Origin of the sequence: Pseudomonas paracarnis (assembly GCF_904063055.1) — a bacterium.
GTDB lineage: Bacteria > Pseudomonadota > Gammaproteobacteria > Pseudomonadales > Pseudomonadaceae > Aquipseudomonas > Aquipseudomonas paracarnis.
In genome coordinates this window covers 295095-313235 of the sequence record NZ_CAJFCN010000004.1, presented here as the reverse complement: position 1 = coordinate 313235, position 18141 = coordinate 295095, and the positions used below count along the sequence as shown (strand labels likewise).

At 61.2% G+C, this 18141-nt stretch carries 14 protein-coding genes; 9 read left to right on the top strand and 5 right to left on the bottom strand.

Annotation, left to right across the window (positions count from 1 at the left end):
• Nucleotides 1-131: 131 nt before the first annotated feature.
• The gene (locus JMV15_RS11390; protein WP_038450654.1) at nucleotides 132-1619 is read left to right on the top strand and encodes an aldehyde dehydrogenase family protein; all 1488 of its coding nucleotides are present in this window, start codon (nucleotides 132-134) and stop codon (nucleotides 1617-1619) included.
• A 257-nt stretch (nucleotides 1620-1876) separates the two neighbouring features.
• Entirely contained in the window at nucleotides 1877-2014 is a 138-nt protein-coding gene (locus JMV15_RS11385; RefSeq protein ID WP_014719091.1) for a DUF6124 family protein, read from the top strand.
• A 180-nt stretch (nucleotides 2015-2194) separates the two neighbouring features.
• Here JMV15_RS11385 and JMV15_RS11380 read toward each other — a convergent pair whose 3' ends face one another.
• The 4 genes from JMV15_RS11380 to JMV15_RS11365 all read right to left on the bottom strand — a co-directional run bounded on the left by JMV15_RS11380 (nucleotide 2195) and on the right by JMV15_RS11365 (nucleotide 5661).
• The gene (locus JMV15_RS11380) at nucleotides 2195-3127 is read right to left on the bottom strand and encodes a pyridoxamine 5'-phosphate oxidase family protein (protein WP_038450656.1); all 933 of its coding nucleotides are present in this window, start codon (nucleotides 3125-3127) and stop codon (nucleotides 2195-2197) included.
• Between the two features lie 80 nt (nucleotides 3128-3207).
• Entirely contained in the window at nucleotides 3208-4092 is an 885-nt protein-coding gene (locus JMV15_RS11375; protein WP_014719093.1) for a LysR family transcriptional regulator, read from the bottom strand.
• A complete protein-coding gene (locus JMV15_RS11370) occupies nucleotides 4092-5012 on the bottom strand; it encodes a LysR family transcriptional regulator (RefSeq protein ID WP_014719094.1) in 921 nt (306 codons plus the stop codon). Before JMV15_RS11370 ends, JMV15_RS11375 begins: the two co-directional genes overlap by 1 nt.
• A gap of 16 nt (nucleotides 5013-5028) precedes the next feature.
• Nucleotides 5029-5661 carry a glutathione S-transferase family protein gene (locus tag JMV15_RS11365; RefSeq protein ID WP_014719095.1) on the bottom strand — a complete coding sequence of 211 codons (633 nt, stop codon included), beginning with the start codon at nucleotides 5659-5661 and terminating at the stop codon, nucleotides 5029-5031.
• Nucleotides 5662-5875: 214 nt separating this feature from the next.
• Here JMV15_RS11365 and JMV15_RS11360 point away from each other — a divergent pair, with 214 nt between their 5' ends.
• Together JMV15_RS11360 and JMV15_RS11355 are read left to right on the top strand one after the other, a co-directional pair.
• Nucleotides 5876-6952 carry an aldo/keto reductase gene (locus tag JMV15_RS11360; RefSeq protein ID WP_014719096.1) on the top strand — a complete coding sequence of 359 codons (1077 nt, stop codon included), beginning with the start codon at nucleotides 5876-5878 and terminating at the stop codon, nucleotides 6950-6952.
• A 267-nt stretch (nucleotides 6953-7219) separates the two neighbouring features.
• Nucleotides 7220-8425, top strand: coding sequence for a DUF1835 domain-containing protein (locus JMV15_RS11355; RefSeq protein WP_014719097.1), 1206 nt, complete (start codon nucleotides 7220-7222; stop codon nucleotides 8423-8425).
• Between the two features lie 15 nt (nucleotides 8426-8440).
• Here JMV15_RS11355 and JMV15_RS11350 read toward each other — a convergent pair whose 3' ends face one another.
• Nucleotides 8441-8962: an ANTAR domain-containing protein gene (locus JMV15_RS11350; protein ID WP_014719098.1), complete on the bottom strand. Its 522-nt coding sequence runs from the start codon at nucleotides 8960-8962 to the stop codon at nucleotides 8441-8443.
• Between the two features lie 204 nt (nucleotides 8963-9166).
• Between JMV15_RS11350 and JMV15_RS11345 the strand changes: the two genes are divergently transcribed.
• From JMV15_RS11345 to JMV15_RS11325, 5 genes are all read left to right on the top strand, one after another.
• The gene (locus JMV15_RS11345; RefSeq protein ID WP_229999901.1) at nucleotides 9167-9850 is read left to right on the top strand and encodes a fimbrial biogenesis chaperone; all 684 of its coding nucleotides are present in this window, start codon (nucleotides 9167-9169) and stop codon (nucleotides 9848-9850) included.
• Between the two features lie 23 nt (nucleotides 9851-9873).
• A complete protein-coding gene (locus tag JMV15_RS11340) occupies nucleotides 9874-10857 on the top strand; it encodes a fimbrial protein (RefSeq protein WP_014719100.1) in 984 nt (327 codons plus the stop codon).
• A 57-nt stretch (nucleotides 10858-10914) separates the two neighbouring features.
• Nucleotides 10915-13713, top strand: a complete 2799-nt coding sequence (locus tag JMV15_RS11335) for an ATP-binding protein (protein ID WP_014719101.1) — start codon at nucleotides 10915-10917, stop codon at nucleotides 13711-13713.
• On the top strand, nucleotides 13700-14893 hold the full coding sequence (locus tag JMV15_RS11330) for an EAL domain-containing response regulator (RefSeq protein ID WP_038450660.1): 1194 nt from the start codon (nucleotides 13700-13702) through the stop codon (nucleotides 14891-14893). The genes JMV15_RS11335 and JMV15_RS11330 overlap by 14 nt, the downstream gene beginning before the upstream one ends.
• A 70-nt stretch (nucleotides 14894-14963) precedes the next feature.
• Nucleotides 14964-18137 carry a hybrid sensor histidine kinase/response regulator gene (locus tag JMV15_RS11325; RefSeq protein WP_038450662.1) on the top strand — a complete coding sequence of 1058 codons (3174 nt, stop codon included), beginning with the start codon at nucleotides 14964-14966 and terminating at the stop codon, nucleotides 18135-18137.
• The last annotated feature ends 4 nt before the right edge of the window (nucleotides 18138-18141 follow it).

The window sequence follows — 18141 nt, the reverse complement described above, 5'->3', positions numbered from 1 at the left end:
TTCGGCAGGCAAGGTTGTACTTTTCACAGGCACGGCAGGCACAGGCATAAAACCTGGCAGGCACAGTCAAGCCGCGTACCTGCGCGTTGGTTAACCTCGGGGTTTCTTTTGTGAACTGCCAGGAACCTGCCATGAGCGATATCCCGCTGCTGCCTCACGTCGAAGCCTTTTTGCGTCGCCGTCATGGGCTGTTTATCGACGGCGCCAGTGTGCGCAGCCACGCCGATGCACGCCTGAGCGTGACCAACCCCGCCACCGGCCAGGTGATCGCCGACGTGGCCGACGCAGACCTGGCGGATATCGACGCCGCGGTCGCTTGCGCCAACCGTGGTTTCCAGCTCTGGTCCCAGACCGCTCCCGCCATCCGTGGCAACGTGCTGCTGAAACTGGCCGACCTGCTGGAACACCATCGCGAAGAACTGGCGCAGATCGAAACCTGCCAGTCGGGAAAAATCATCCAGATTTCCCGCGCCTTTGAGGTCGACCAGGCCGCGCACTTCCTGCGCTACTACGCAGGCTGGGCCACCAAGCTCAGCGGCCAGACCCTCACGCCGTCGCTGCCTTCGTTCAATGGCGAGCGCTACACCGCCTTCACCTTGCGCGAACCGGTGGGCGTGGTGGTGGGCATTGTGCCGTGGAATTTCTCGACCATGATCGCCATCTGGAAGCTCGCCTCGGCACTGGTGACCGGTTGCAGCATCATCATCAAGCCCAGCGAATTCACACCGCTGACCCTGCTGCGCATCGCCGAACTGGCCATCGACGCCGGGTTGCCGGCGGGGGTGCTCAATGTGCTGACCGGCGGCGGCCAAGTCGGCAAGGGGCTGGTGGAACACCCCGGCACGCACAAGGTGTCCTTCACCGGCTCAGTGCCCACCGGTATTGCAGTAGGCCGCAGTGCCATGGGCGCCGGGCTGACCCGCGCGACCCTGGAACTGGGTGGCAAGAACGCCGCCGGCTTCCTGCGCGACATGGATGTAGACAAAGCGGTGGATGGCATTATCGAAGCGGGCTTCCTGCACTCGGGGCAAATCTGCGCAGCGGCCGAACGCTTCTTCGTGCACCGCTCGCAGATCGATGCCGTGCTGGAAAAACTCAAGGCACGTCTCAGCCGCCTGACCATCGGCTCGCCCCTGGATGAACACACCGAATTCGGCCCGGTGACCCACCAGCAACACCAACAAAAACTGCTCGGCTACTTCAACCAGGCCCGCACCGAAAACAACACGATCATCCACGGTGGCCACCTCATCGACCGCCCCGGCTGCTACGTCGAACCCACCGTGATCCTCGCCAACCACCTGCACGACACCCTGCTCAACGAAGAGACCTTCGGCCCCATCGCCACCTTCCTGCCCTACGACGATGAAGACGAACTACTGACCATGATGAACCACGGGGCCTACGGGTTGAGCGCCAGCCTGTGGACCAATGACCTGGGCAAGGCCCTGCGCATGATCCCGGCCGTCAAGGCCGGCACCCTGTGGGTGAACATGCACACCTTGCTCGACCCGGCAGTGCCGTTTGGTGGCAGCCGGTCTTCGGGATTAGGGCGGGAGTTTGGCAGTGCGTTCATTGAGGACTACACCGAGCTTAAGTCGGTGATGGTTCGGTATTGAGCCTATTCGCCGGCTGCGAAAAGCCTGCGCCACACTCGCTCCTACATGGGGTATTCGGCGTACCCGCAACGGCGCGGTTGTCAGACCGCTCTTACACAACTTTCGGGTTGCGTCCGATGAGCCTCACCGCTAACCATCAAGGGTGTTGTGTTGGCTGCTTTGTGGCGGTTGTGCATGGGAGGCTTCGGCCTGCAGGGTTTCTATGACCGGTCTACCACCCCGTGTACAGTCGCCTCCTTACTTCGTGTGGTAGCGAAATGCTGGAGTCCACGACTGTCTGTGCCGAACAGCTTGACGGTCACGCCCGCAAGCAAGTGCTGGCGGTGGTGCAGATGATCGAGATTGCGCAGTTGCTGGTAGATGAAGCATTGAACCGTGAGTGCCCGGTGGCCTGATGAAAACGCGCAAACCCAACAGGCAATGACATTCCCCTGTGGGAGCCGTCGAGCTTTAGCGAGGCCGCGATGGCGGTGGGTCAGGCAATGAATATGTTGACCGTGCCGCCGCCATCGCAGCCTCGCTGGGGCTCGACAGCTCCCACACTGGATAGGCTGCGCCTGGGAGAGTGCATCAGGCTACCAGGTGCCCATCGCCAGGCTGTGTGGCGAAAATTCCGCGAATTGCCAGCGCAAGGCCAACGCTGCCGGGCGGCGGACCACATGTTCCACCGTCACCGTCCACAAGCGCTGCGCGCCTTCGAACTCAGCTACTTGCGGCCCGCTCAGGATCAACGAAGTACGCCCGGCCACTTGCAGCACGTCACCCGTCTCAAAATCAACAAACAACAACCCCGCCACCGGGTTGGCGTGCAGGTTGCCGAGGGTGTTGAAGAACAGGTTGCCGGCAAAATCCGGGATGGTCAGTACGTTACCTTCCACTCGCACAAATCCCGTATTGCCGCCTCGGTGGGAGACGTCCACCGAACGTTCGCCGTGCAGTTCGACGTAGCTGGCGACGAAGAAAGTGTCGGCGTGGCGGATCAGTGCTTGTGCGGCGTCGTCCAGGCGGCAGCTGCGCTCGGCCAGGTTGCCGGCTTTGCGTGCAATGCCAGCGACGGGCCGCAGTTGGATGTACTTGGGGCAATTGCCGAAGGTGTGCACTACGTCCACAGTAAAGCCCTCATCCTCAAGCGATCCGATCCGGCCATTCATGCGATTGCGGCGGCGGGTGTTGAGGTCGATGCCCAGCAGGCCGATCGCCGCGCCATCCGTTATCCCAGCCCAGGCGGGATCGCTTTTGGCGGGCAGGCTGTCGATCTGCAGCGTGTGTGGGTCCGGTGAATGCGCAAACCCTGGAGCGCCTTCCAGCATCGTTGCCCAGGGGATGCCTTGTTCGTCCACCACACCCGCGATCAAGTACGGCAGCAGCGGATAAAAATCGCGGTGCTGCTCAGGCAGATGATCACGAATGACCTTAGGCCCGATCATGGCCATGCGTTCAGAGACGCCGGCACTTTCCTGCATGTGTCGTTCGCCGACATGCCAAGGGGTTGGTTCAATCGAGTGCATGGCGCTCACCTCCGGTTAGATACTGAAGATGCTGCACCCACACCGCGATGGAGAGAATGCCCACCCTGGGCAATCCACTATTACGCCAACTGAAACGCCGGATGCTCGCGCAACGCGGTGACGCAGTAGTCGACAAAGCTGCGCACGCGCATCGACGCATGACGACCTTCGCGGTAAACCACATACACCGGCTGCGGCGGCGACTCGAAGGAAGGCAACAGGCGCTGCAACTGGCCGCTCGCCAGGTGTTCGTGCAGGGGGTAACTCAAGGCTCGAATCACGCCAGCCCCCTGCACCGCCGCATTGATCGCACCTTGGACAGTGGCGCAACGCAGCCGGGCGCGAGCCTTGAGGGTGTAATGCGGGAAATCCCAGTGCACCGGGTCGGCGCTGGCAATCAGATGATGCTGCTTGAGGTCGGCCGGATGTCGGGGTTCGCCCCGGTTCGCCAAGTAAGCGGGGCTGGCGCAAAGGACAGTGCCCACCTGCCCGACCTGCCGCGCAATCAGCGACGAACTGGGCAATTCGCCGACCAGTACCGCCACATCCAGCCCTTCTACGTGCAGGTTAGGGAAATAATCGTGATAGTGCGCGATGACACGCACCGCCGGGTAGCGATCCGCATAGCCGGCCAACAACGGCGCCATGACATAGCGGCTGAACAGCAACGGCAGGAATATCCGCAGGTCGCCCTGGGCCTGCACATGCAAACCGTTGGCCGAAGCCTCGGCCGCGTCCACCGCTGCCAGCAGACGCACACAGTCGGCAAGGTAAGCCTGGCCTGCATCGGTCAGGCTGACCCCACGGGTGCTGCGTTGCAGCAACACCACGCGCAGGCGTGCCTCAAGGCGCGCAACCGCTCGTACCAGCGTCGGGCCGGAGACCTGCGCATGGCGCGCCGCCGACGCCAGGCTGGGTTGCCCGGCCAGCGCGGCAAACAGCTGCATATCGCGAAAACGCTCCATCAGGCGCGCTGCTTCGTCGCCGCGTTCAGGGCCGGGTCCTGCCCGAGGCGATGGCTGAGGAAATCCACAAACGTATTGACCTTGGCCGGTATGCGGCCGTTTTGCTGGAACACCACGTGGATCGGCAGCGGCGCCGGTTCGAAATCCTCCAGCACCAGCTCCAACTCACCCGCCGCCACCGCTGCCGCGACTTGATAAGACAGTACCCGCGTCATGCCCCAGCCCAGGCGGGCCAGGTTGATCGCGGCATTGTTGGCGGTGACCACCAGGCGTGGCTCGATCGGTACCTTCAGCGGCTGGCCGGCGTCGATGAATGTCCACTCACTGACCAGTTGGCTGGACGATGAGGTGACGAGCCTGGCCTCACGCAACTGCTCGGGGCGCTGGGGCCGCCCGTGTTGGTCAAGATAAGCCGGCGATGCGCACACCACCCGGCGTACTTCGCCGACCTTGATCGCTTGCTGCAAGGATGGCTGCAGGTGGCCGATACGCACCGCCACGTCAACACCTTCGTCGGTCATATTGACCACCCTATCGACCAGCAAGGCGTTGATACTCACCAAGGGAAAACGGTCCAGATAATCCCCCAGTACCGGCGCCACATACAACTCGCCAAACAGTACCGGTGCGGTCACCGTCAACTGGCCGCCCGGGATGGAGTAACTGCCCGCCGCCGCTTCCTCGGCTTCGTCCAGCTCGGCAAGGATGCGTCGGCAGTCTTCCAGGTAACGCTGGCCGGCTTCGGTCAAGTGCAGGCTGCGGGTGGTGCGCGCCAACAACTGGGTGCCGATGCGTTGTTCCATGGCGGCAATGGCGCGGGTCACGCTGGGCGGCGAGGTGTTCAGGCGCCGTGCGGCAGCCGCAAACCCCTCCTCCTCGGCCACGGCCAGGAACACCTGCATTTCATGAAATCGGTCCATCGGCGCCCCTTGGTTGTTATTGCGATTGCAGCCCCACCGCCGTGCGCGGCATGCCAACGAAACCCGGCAGTGCTTCGATGCTGGCGAGCCAGGCGCGCACCTTAGGGTAGTCGGCCAGGGACACATTGCCTTCCGGCGCGTGGGCCACATAGGTGTAGAAGGCGATATCGGCAATGCTGGGCTGCTCACTGGCGAGGAAACGGCTCTGGCTCAGTTGCTGCTCCATCACGCTAAGCAAGGCATGGGCACGGTTGATTGCGCCGACAGTGTCCACCTCGGCGCCAAACACCGTGGCCAAGCGCGCCGTGGCAGGCCCGGCATGGAGTGGGCCGGCGGCGGCCGAGAGCCAACGCTGCACCTTGGCTTGCCCGACAAGGTCGCTCGGCAGCCATTGGCCGCTGCCATAGGTGCTGGCTAGGTAAATCAGGATCGCATTGGAGTCGGCCAGTACCGTGCCGCCGTCATCAATCACCGGCACCTGGCCAAAGCTGTTCAGGGTGGTGAGGAACTCAGGCGTTTTATGCGCGCCTTGCTTGAGGTCCACCAGGATAAATTCACTGGCCAGCCCCAGCAGGGACAACATCAGCTCGACCCGGTGGGAGTGGCCGGACAGGGGAAAACCATAGAGTTTGATCGCAGGCTGGGTCATGACAGGCTCCAAATGAGTGGGTATCGACGCCAGGGATGTTCTACCGCTGCCCTGTCTGGCGGAATGACCAGGATTCACAATCCAGCATTTCATCCAGCGAAACAATCTTCATTGACGTCATGCCAAGACGGGCGCGAGGATTTCACGAAAAAATTCAAACTATCGCCGCCCCCATCGTTCACACCTTCACGTGCAACGTTAAGTAGGAGGCAACATGCAGTATCGACAACTGGGTCATTCCGGCCTGCTGGTATCGGAAATCATCCTTGGCACCGTCCCTTTTGGCGGTCGCGCAGAATTTGAAAAATGCGGTGCGGTGGATGTGCCCCTGGCCAAGCGCATGTTCGATATGGCGTTCGACGCCGGGGTGAATATGGTCGACACCGCTGACCTCTATTCCCACGGCCTGGCCGAAGAAGTGGTGGGCAAGGCGCTGGGCGACAAGCGTCACGACATTCTGCTGGCCACCAAGGGCCGCAGCCCGGTGGACGACAACCCCAACAACTCCGGCTCATCGCGCTACCACTTGATCCGCGCGTGCGAAGCCAGCCTCAAGCGCCTGGGTACCGACCACATCGACTTGTACCAACTGCACAACTGGGACGGCATGACGCCAATCGAAGAGACCCTGGAAGCCCTGCGCCTGTTGGTGGGTTCGGGCAAGATCCGCTATTTCGGCACCAGCAACTTCACCGCCTGGCAGATGATGAAAACCCTGGGCAAGGCTGAACTGCACGGCATGCTCAAGCCGATTACCCAGCAGATCTACTACACTCCGGAATCCCGCGAGGCCGAGTACGAGTTGCTGCCGTTGGCCCTGGACCAGCAGGTCGGCACTTTGGTGTGGGGCCCGATGGGCGAAGGCTTGCTGACCGGCACAACCCGACGCGGGCACAAGCCACCGGCCAATACCCGCCAGGGCAGCGGTTGGCCGGAACCCTACGTCCACGACCAGGAACGTGCGCTGGACATTATCGAGACCCTCGCCGCCGTCGGCGATGAACACGGCGTCTCGGTCGCCCGCACCTGCCTGGCCTGGCTCAAGGATCGCCCGGGGATCACCTCGCTGATTGTCGGCGCCCGTACGGAAGCACACCTGCGCGATAACCTGGCGGCCACCGAACTGAAACTCACCGACGAGCAGTCGGCGCGCATCGAAGCCGTCACTCGCCGTCAGCCGTTGTACCCCTACTGGCACCGCTTCACCGCCGGGATTGATCGTTTTGATCCAGCGGAGCAACCCTTCCTGGCCGAGCATCAAAAAACCCTGGCTGCGCGCCAGGACAAATAAAACAGCACCTGCCCCAATGTCGATGAATTAAGCGAACGCAATCCCCAAAGCAACGAAAATCCTATGTGGGAGCTGCGCTTGACTGAGTGGCATTGGGGCAAGCCCACATTTTCAGGGTTGCACCGAACGGCAATGCTGCCTATATTTCCCGCCTGGCGCTCTCTACGCCACCTTCCGCGGAAAGGGCTGCGCCCAAGACATCCCAGCTCCACCACATTTCAACGACTCCCAACCTTGAAGCGGAAAAGGTTTGTGCAAGGAGCTCGTATGTCGCAACGCCCTTTGGCCTCCTCTACCAATGGCCGCCTCAACCTTGAGCAGCAGCGCAAGCGCGCCAAGGAACTGTTGTCGCAGCTGAAAAGCTTAGACCCCAGCGCAACCTTGTCCCAGGCTCAATGGCAGGTAGCCAAACAGCTGGGCTTCGCCAGTTGGCCCAAGCTCAAGGCCCACGTCGACGCCCTCGACTTTGCCGCCCGCCACCCTGGTTTCGATGCCAGCGATGAATCCCGCACCACTCATTGGCGGTGTGGTAATGATATTGCCCACAGCCTGCAACTGGCCGGGTTCAAGGGACAGTTCCGGATGCTCACTGACCCGTTGTGCATGGGGCCAGTGCGTGAACTACCCAGCGAAGCGTTCCGAGCGATGCGCAGTACCTTTATCAGTCAGGCCTTTGCCCTTGACTCCACTGAAGTTGTGCATCGCATCAACGATGAATACAACCAACTACAAGCCTTGAACAACGCCGATCACAGTGTGCTGTGGTGCGAGGCGGACGCCTACGATCAATTGTTCCTGGTCCGCGCCCTGGCTGGCCTTGAGCAGGCGCCGCGCAAGCTGGAGCTGATTGAGGCAGACCGAATTCCCGGCGTCGAGAGATTTATCGGCATAGGCCAATTGGCCCCCGATGTGCTGGCCTGGCTCTGGCCGCAGCGGCGCTTGATCGACGACGACGCAGTGCAGTTGGCCAAACGGGCCTGGTCGGCTTACTGCGACAGCTCACCGCTCAAGCTCGCGGAACTGGCCCATGGCAATCACCCTGCCCTGCCCTTTCTGGCGCCGGCGTTACGGCGTCAGTTACAGGAGTTGCCGGGTCTCGAGGACGGGTTGTCACTGACTGAACGTTTGTCCTTGAAATATATTACTGAGGTCGGGCCTGTGCCTTTCGGTCGGGTGTTTGCCGAGTTGATGGCCAAGCGCGAGCCACTGCCTTTCCTGGGCGATATGATGTTTCACGCGCTGCTGCGCCCATTGATTGATGGGACGGCGCCGCTGCTGATCGAGACCGAAACGAACATGGAGTGGCCGCGCCGCGTATTGGCGCTGACGCCACTGGCGCAGCAGGTACTGGACGGCAATGCCTGCTGGCTGGACCACGCCAGCCATGAGCGCTGGGTCGGCGGTGTGTGCCTGCGGCCACGGCAACCTCATTGGGCACTGGACCATGATGATCTGCCCGTCTGGCGTGACTGATGCTGCACGATACGATCAGCGCTTGGGAAACAACCCCACGGCACATGCCACCACCGTCGGGTCGCCTTGATAGACCGCCCGCGGGCTAATCGAAGGCTGGGACGCTCGGCCGTCCACGGCGTGCAGCATGGGCCACTCAGCGATCGGAGAACTGTGTGCCGGATCGACAATTTCCATGCAGCGTCGCAGGGAGGTGAAGTCGGGCGACTGTGACAATGACAGGTGCAGGGTCTGGCTAACCGAGACCGACACCACAGAGCGCTGCGCACATTGCCCGTCATAGATCAGCGTGTGGCGGATCAACGGGTTGTCATGGCAGTACTTGAGCAGGTTGACCTGCCGTGAGTGCACCAGCGCAGTGTTGATGATCAGCAGGTCAAACGCCACAACGCCCGAGCGTGTCAGTGCCTGCAACTCGTCGAACGAACTCAACGGGGCGATGCGGTGATAGCCCAGCTGGTTGAGCATTTTCTCGATCTTGATCCGTTGCAAAAGCTCTGCATCGGCAATCAGAAGGCGTAACGCTTTATTGGACATAGGGTAAACCTGACAGTTGGGCATCCGCGTCGATCATTCAACGCTGAGCAAAGTAACCGTCAGGGGTGAACCCTGACTTTAAGGCGATTCTGAAACGGCAATCAGGGGCACACCGTACTTTTAAGAATCGCCTCAAAGCCTTCGTGCCACTCCCTACCTACCATGGTCTGCGTTCCCTCACCCGACCATGGAATTGCCGTGTTCATGTTTCTACTCAGAGTGGTGCTGCTGGCCTGCGGGCTGCTGGTGCTTGCACCCCCGCCTGCCAATGCGGCGCTGAAGATCGAAGGCACCCGCCTGATCTATTTCGGCCAGGACAAGGCCGCCGGCATCAGTGTGGTCAACCAAGCCTCGCGGGAAGTGGTGGTGCAAACCTGGATCACCGGCGAGGACGAATCAGCCGACCGTACCGTGCCCTTTGCCGCCACCGAGCCATTGGTACAACTGGGCGCCGGGGAGCATCACAAGCTGCGCATACTGTATGCCGGTGAGGGCTTGCCCAGCGATCGTGAATCGCTGTTCTGGCTCAATATCATGGAAATCCCGCTCAAGGTCGAAGACCCCAACAGCGTGCAATTCGCGATCCGCCAGCGGCTCAAGCTGTTCTATCGCCCTCCCGCACTCCTGGGCGGCTCGGCCGAGGCGGTGCAGCAGTTGGTATGGAGCAGCGACGGGCGCACGGTGACGGCCAACAACCCCAGCGCCTTCCACCTATCGCTGGTCAACCTGCGAACCGACAGCCAGACACTCAGCGATTACCTGCTGCTCAAGCCTCATGAACGCAAAACCCTGACCGCGCTCGACGCTGTGCCCAAGGGCACCACTCTCCACTTCACCGAAATCACCGATATCGGTTTGCAAGCCCGTCACAGCACGGCGCTCAACTGATAAATCACGGGGTATTTGAACCGATGTCACTGACCAAACGCTGTTTACCGCTTCTGGTGTTGGCCTGCGCGGTCTTGCCCGCCACCAGCCACGCACTGGCCTGCCGCGAGGACGGCACCAACTCGATCATCACCCAGGAAGCGCTGGGTACGGCGCTGGCGGTCGCCGCCGACGCACCTAACGGCACTATCATTTGGGAATCAGGCCCGCGCTCGACCAATGTCATCTGCAAGGACGACTACCTCCACGGCCGTGAGGAAGTGTATTTCTACGTCAACCCCGCCAGCGTGAGTATCGGCACCGGGATTCGCGTTGGCATTCGCTACAACAACCAACCGATTACCCAAAGCAGCGGCAAGGTCGGTACCGGTTTTTTCTCCGACCGAGGCTGCAATTTGTCCAACTGCGTGGGCTGGGACAAGGCGCGCTTCACCCTCAATTTCAGCGTGTTCATCGAGAAGTACGACCCCACGCCACCGAGCGGCCAGGCCAGCACGCTGACCTCTTACCGCGTGTTCCAACTGGACGGCGTGCGCGGGCTCAACTCACGCCCCAACAGCAACTTCAATTATGTGGTCACTGGCATGAACGATATCCGCTTCGTGCCTTGCACTCCCGAACTGACCATCAGCCCCAGCGTGGTCAACTTCCCCACACCTTCGCGCAAAGCCTCGATCGGTGAAGTCGCCAGCAGCGCAAACTTCAGCCTGAACCTGCGCAAGGGTTGCGACACGCCCTATACCGTCAGCGCACGCTTCGCCACCACGCCGGGCGGCGGCAGTGTGAACAATGGCCTGCTGGTGCCGGACAACAACAGCTCAGTCGGCATCTCGCTATCTCGCGCCGAGAGCCAGCAGCAACTGCCCTTCAATAACTGGTTCACGCTGCAGGAACTGATGGGCCTGGGCCAGAGCCACGATGAATTCCGGGCCGACCTCAAGTGGCGCACCCTACCGATTCCAGGAGCGTTCGATGCTGCCGTGGTGGTGGATATGTACTACAAGTAGGTGATTTTTAAGGATCGTCTTATGCCACCGGCAAAGGCCCAGACGTAAAGTCTGCCGATGCGATTGAAAAGTTATCTGCTCCAGATCAACCCCGTCCTCTCCCGACCCGAAGCAGCCAGAAGGCTGCTTCGTATTTTTGCGAGCGTGCTGCTGGTAGGCATCCTCAGCGGGGTCTATACCTTTTTGCTGTCGACCTTCAACAACGACATCTCCCAGCGCCGCGGCTACATGAGCAGCGCCATTGCCGAAGCCCATACCTTTTTCACCAACCGCCAAGCCCTGCTCGAAAGCCTGAGCCTGTCGACAGTGCGCAAGCAGTCCAGGGTCTATCCATCCTCGGCCGAAGAACAGCACCTGGAATTGGGCGACACATCGGGCAACCAGTGGAGCATCTGGCTGACCGCACGCATGCGCGACTACCTGAAGGCCAAACAGCTGAACCTACTCTATGTCAACGCAGGCCCCAACCCGCAAGTGATGCGCCTTTACGACGCCACCTCGCAGGTATTGCCGATTTCCAAATGCATGCTCAACCGCCTCAAGGCCCTGCAGCACACCGACCCGGCCACACTTAACGAACTTTGGCTGAGCGACAGGACTGAACAGCACTCGCACCTGTACATCTTCATCCGCCTGGACGAACGCGACCCCGACTCCGGCTGGCTCGGCCTGGAGATGGATAGCCGTGAAGTCTCCTCGACACTCAGCGACCAGAGCGCCGGCGAGTTCATGATGCTCAATTCCCAGGGCATGCTGGTGTTCACCAACAGCACCGATACACAGTTGAGCCAGCAACAGCTGAGGCCCGGCGAAGACAGTTTTTTCGGTTTTGTCGGCAACGGCTGGCTACCCGACCACCTGGTGATTCGCAAACACCTGAAGTCCTCTGAGTGGCAGTTGATGTACTCCATCGACCTGCGTGCAGTGGTCACTGGCCTGTGGAAACAGCTGCTCGGTTCGTTGTTGCTCTGCCTGTTCAGCCTGACGCTGATCGGGCTGGTGATGCGCCGCGTCGACCAGCGTTTTATCATTCCGTCGATCCATCGCATCCAGGCACTGATCGAAAGCGAAGCCTTCGGCCGCGATGTGATCCAGACCGCTCCTGTGGCCCTCTGCGTGCTGCGCCGCACCGACGGCCAGGTGGTACTGGAAAACGCCCTGGCCCAGCAATGGCTGGGTAACGGGCCGGAGCGCGAGGCGCTGCGCGCCGGCTGGATCGAGCAAGCCTTTGCCAACGGACCTTCCGAGCGCAGTGACTACTTTGAAACCATCGATGGCCGTCACCTGTACCTGAGCAGTGCACCCACCCGCTACAAAGGAGAAGACGTGCTGTTTTGCGCCTTCAGTGACATCAGTGCGCGCAAGCAGGTCGAGGCGGCGCTGGAAGAGGCGCGGCAATCGGCGGACGCAGCCAACGCGGCAAAAACCCTGTTCCTGGCGACCATGAGCCATGAAATCCGTACACCGCTGTATGGCGTGCTCGGCACCCTGGAACTACTGGCGCGCACGCAATTGGATGCACAACAAAAGGACTACTTGCAGGCGATCGAAGGCTCGTCGTCGACCTTGCTGCAACTGATCTGCGATGTGCTGGACGTATCGAAGATCGAGGCCGGGCAGTTGGCACTGGAGATGGGCGAGTTCTCTGCGCTGGACCTTGTGCATGAAATCATCCAGGGCTACGCCGCAGCGGCCCACGCCAAGGGCCTGCAGTTGTATGCCTGCTTTGATCCCAAGCTGCCGGAACGTCTGATCGGCGACGTAACGCGCATCCGCCAGATTCTCAATAACCTGCTCAACAACGCGGTGAAATTTACCGACTATGGGCGCGTGGTGCTGCGGGTCAAAGTGCTGGGCCGCGACGGAGAACGCTCCAGTCTGTTGTGGCAAGTCTCGGACACCGGCAAAGGTATCGCCCAGGAAGACCAGGCGATGATCTTCGAGCCGTTTTACCAGAGTGAGGGCAATACCAATGTGGTCGCCGGCACCGGCCTGGGCCTGCCTATCTGCCAGCGTCTGACGGAGTTGATGAACGGCAATATCCGCATGGTCAGCGAACTCGGCCTGGGCAGCAGTTTCAGCCTGATCCTGCCGTTGGAAGAAGCATCTGTTCCACCGATGACCCCGTTGCTGGCCGAGACCATTTACGTAGCCTCGCCGATCCCGGAACTGGCAAACGCCATCGCCGGCTGGTTGCGCCGTTGGGGCGCGAGGGCCCAGGCCGGCTTGCCGACGCTGGCGGACACACATCTGCTGTTGCAAGTGCACCCCGGCAGTGTCGACCCGTTGCTGGTGCCCGAGTGGCCCGGGCCGGTGATTCACGTGAGCAGCAACGCCTGCCCCGGCGTAGAAGCCGACGCCGGCGCCTGGCACGTCAACCTCAACCACCTGGGGGCTATTCATCAGGCCGTGAGCCAGGCGCAAGGGCTATGGGTGGCCCGTGCCGATGAGCAAACGCACCGGCGGGATCTGAACAAACTCAACCTGCACCTGCTGGTGGCCGAGGACAACATCATCAACCAGCTGATTTTGCGTGATCAACTGGAAGAACTAGGCTGCACCGTGGAGCTGGCGGCCGACGGTCAGCAAGCGTTGCAGCTCCACACCGCCGGCAACTTCGACGTGGTGTTGACGGATGTGAACATGCCCCATATCAACGGCTATGAACTGGCGCGTGAACTGCGGCGCCAGGGCTGCACGTTGCCGATTATCGGGGCCACCGCCAACGCCATGCGCGGCGAGGCCGACCTGTGCCTGGCCGCCGGCATGAACCATTGCCTGGTCAAACCCTTTGCGTTGCGGGCTCTATTCAACTCCCTGGCGCCTTATGCACGGATCACCCATGAAGCCCCTTAGTATTCTGATTGTCGAGGACCATCCCCTGCAGCATATCTACCTGCAGAACTTGCTCAGCGAGTTGGGAGACTTCCTGCTCGAAACCGCCGAGGATGGCAAAGAAGCGCTGGAGCGCCTGCGCCAGCGGGACTTCGACCTGGTACTGACCGACCTGCTGATGCCCGGCATGGACGGCGTGCAGTTTATCCAGTGCCTGGCCAGCCTGCGCTGCAAGCCGGCGCTGGCAATCATGAGTGCGGCGTCGAGGCGCATGCTGATGGCGGCCAGCCTAGTGGCGAAAAACCTCGATGTGGAAGTGCTTGGCCTGATTTCCAAGCCCGTGAACGCCGAAGCCTTACGCACCCTGGTCAACCAACTCAGGAACAGGGTGCGCACGCCTACCCCCGAACTGCCCGAGCACATGGACATCGACCGTCACACGCTGGTGCAGGCCATGAGCAGCGGCCAGTTCCAGGCCTGGTTCCAGCCGAAAAAATCCCTGGCCAACGGCCGTATCGTCGCCGCCGAAGCCCTGGTGCGCTGGATGCACCCCGAACAAGGCGTGATGCTGCCTGCCGCGTTCCTGCCGGCAATCAAGGCGTTCGAACTGGAGGAGCGGCTGTTGTGGCAGGTGCTCAAGCAAGCGATCCACGCCCAGGAACACTGGCGCCAGCGCGGCTATGAAATTCCGGTGTCGATCAACCTGCCGACCCACTTGCTCAACAGCCATGACCTGGCCGACCGTTTGCTGGAGTTCGTGCTGCACCACGATGGTATCCCGGGAATGATCTGCTTCGAGTTGATGGAATGTTCGGTGCCGCAGGACATCAGCAATTTCTACGCCGGCGCCTGCCGATTGCGGATCAAGGGGTTCGGTTTGTCCCAGGATGATTTCGGCAAGGGCTACAGCTCCTACCTCAATCTGGTGTCCACGCCCTTTACCGAACTGAAGATCGACCAGGCACTGGTGCAGGGCAGCCACGACAACGAAGGCATCGCCCAGGCATTGGCGAGCATTATCGCGCTGGGCCGCAAGTTGGGTCTGACGGTGGTTGCCGAGGGCGTGGAGACCCCGCAGCAATTGGCGCTGCTGCGCAAAATCGACTGCAATCAGGTGCAGGGTTTCCTGATCTCTCACGCAGTGTCTTCGGACCAATTTCAGCAACTACTGAACAATGATGGCCCCGCGACATCTCACTAGCTGGCGGCCACGATCATAAGGAGTAAGCTCCATCCAGTGCCGATTTATCCTGCGCCTGCGGAAACCCCTGATGAAGCACAATAACGCGATTCTCGAAGCCTTTACCCGCAGCTCATTGCGTCTGAACAAAGGCTTGATGGTGTTGATGGGAATCGCGTTGCTGCTGATGCTGACCAATTACTGGTCTCTGCACCGGGGCGTCGAAATTCGCTACAGCGCGATGCGCTTTCACTTTGCGCGGCTGATGGAAAACCTCGCAGAACAGCAAACCTACCTCAAGAGCCTGACACACCCCGGCATCCAGGCCGAACTGCTGCACGCCACCCACGTGCAGGTCAGCCTCAAAAGCCGCATGGTCGACAACCGTCGCACGCTGTACGAAGGCCAGAAGTATTCGTTTTCGGTGCCCTTCAGCGTCAAGTTCGATGAACAGCAGATCAGCACCGCCGCGAGGCCGCCGATTTTTGCCCTGGGTGCGCACTTGACCAGCTACTACAGCGCCTTCTGGTCCTCCTCGCCGTACGAGGCGCCGCAAACCTTCCTGCTCAATCGCCAGGCCGACTACGCCATCACCATTCCGTCCGTGGGCTATCAGCACCGCGAAAGCCCCGAGGATACCGACAACCCGGTGGCCCGGGTCAACGCCGTGCAGCAAATCCTTGCACAGGCGCCGCAGCCACTGGAGCAGAATCGGGTGTATTGGCAGGCCGGCCCCGAACCCGAACATTTGCTGGCCTACATCGGCCTGCCACTCGACGCCCAGGGCCAGGCCGTGATCGGCACCCTGCTCGACGTGTCGCAGGTCGACGATGTACAGCGCGCGCTGAATCACTCGGCGTTTGATCGCTTTACCCTGATTGACCCTGACGGTAACCGGTTGATTGGGCCAGCCAACCAGGCGCAGCTCAGCGATGGTGTGCATTTCACGGCCGACGGCTTTGAATTCAAGGTCACCGAGGCCGGCGACCAGCCCTGGAGCGCGGTCTATGGCCTGAACTACTCGCACTTCTTTCACTCCGCATTGTGGCCGTTGAGCACCATGGCGTTGGTGCTGTTCAGCCTGATTACACTGGGTTGGGCTGGCAGCCGATGGTATCGACGCCAGGTGATCACCCCAGCACAACTGGCCCACGAACGCATCGCCGAAAGCGTGGCGTTCAGCCGCGTGATCATCGACACCGCACCCACTGGGTTATGCGTTGTGCGACGCAGCGATGGCAGGGTATTGATCGAGAACCAGCGCGCCCAGCAGTGGCCGGGCACCTCACGCCTGGTGGAGGCAATGGCCGGTAAGCAAGATGGCGCCGAGAGCGGTGAGACGCACTTGGAGATCGAAGGCCGGCACCTGCAGATCGGCTTTGTGTCGACCCGCTATCAGGCTCAAGACGTACGCCTGTATGCATTCAACGATATCACCCGGCACATCGAAGACGCCCAGGCCCTGGAAGAGGCACGTCATGCCGCCGATGCGGCCAGCGAGGCCAAGACGCTGTTCCTGGCAACCATGAGCCATGAGATCCGCACGCCGCTTTATGGCGTGCTCGGCACCCTCGAATTGCTCGGCCTGACCGACCTCGACCCGCACCAGAAAACGTACCTGCACACCATCCAGCGCTCGTCCGCCACACTGTTCCAACTGATCAGTGATGTGTTGGATGTCTCGAAGATCGAGTCCGGGCAAATGGCGATAGAAGCCGTGGATTTCTGCCCGCTGGACATGCTCGAAGATACCTTGCACACCTACGCCGCCTTCGCCCGGCGCAAGGGGTTGCAGCTTTACAGTTACATCGACCCGCAGTTGCCGAACTGCCTGATGGGCGACCCGATGCGCATCCGCCAGGTCCTCAATAACCTGGTGAGCAACGCCATCAAGTTCACCGACTTTGGGTGCGTGGTGATTCGTGCCAGGGTGGTGGGCAGCGACGCCAATAATGTCGACCTGGAATGGCAAGTCACCGATTCCGGCGTTGGCATTGCCGAGGCGCAGCAGGCCAAGCTCTTCGATCTGTTCTACCAGGCACCGGACACCGCCAGCGAAGGCGGCACCGGGCTTGGCCTGCCGATTTGCCGGTGGCTGGCGCAGATGATGGACGGCGAAATCCGCGTGGTCAGCGAGCCCGGGCTGGGCAGCAGCTTTACCCTGAAAATGCGCTTGCCACTGTGTTGTGGTGCACTGACCAACCTGCCGCTGATCGAGCCCAGCTCGACGCCGGTGTATGTGCAGGCACCGGTACGCGAACTGGCGCAGGCAATGAGTGACTGGCTCAACCGCTTGGGAATCACCGCCGCCCTGGCCGCGACCACCCAGGACAAAGACAGTCACCACGCGGTACTGGTAGAACTGTTACCCGGCGATCCCCCTAAGCCATGGCCCGGCCAACGTGTGCTCTGCCTGCCCGGTGCACACAGCCCGCCGCTGCACACAGCCCAAGGCTGGATGGTGGATATGCACGACATACGCACCATCGCCGCCACCGTATCACTGGCGCAGCACGGCAGGCACGAGCAACCCACGGCGACCCGGCCACAAAGCGCCGGGCGGCTAGAGCTGCGCATCCTGGTGGCCGAGGACAATCCGGTCAACCAGGCGATTATCAAGGAACAGCTGGAGGCGCTCGGTTGCTCGGTGAGCCTGGCCGCCAACGGTGAACAGGCGTTGCAGTTATGGCAACCGAAGGCCTTCGACCTGGTGCTGACCGACGTGAATATGCCGTTGATGAATGGCTATGAACTGGCCAGAACCTTGCGTGAGCATGATCCACACTTGCCGATTATCGGCGTGACCGCCAATGCAATGCGCGAGGAAGGCGTACGTTGCCTGGCAGTGGGCATGAACGCCTGGATCGTCAAGCCCTTGAGCCTGCAAACCCTGCGCGATCAGTTGATCAAACTGTGCAAGGTCAAGTCGCCGGTTGAGCCTGACGCCCAGGTATTCGACGACCGCGTGCAACTGTCGGACAAGATGCGTCCGCTGTTCATCAGCAGCGTGCAGCAGGATATGCAGCGCATCGGCGCGGCCCTGGTCCAGCGTGATGCTCATGGCCTCGGCCAATTGCTGCACTCGATCGCCGGCGCTCTGGGCGCAGTGCAGGCGCTCAGCCTGGCCCAGGCCTGCATCGAACTGGAAAGCGCACTTAACCGCAGCAGCCTCGACACAACGCTTGAGCTCAAGGTGAAGACTGTGATGCAGCGTCTGTCGGCCGTTCTGGAGACTCTCCAGCTCGGGCACTCTTCACTCACTTGAACTG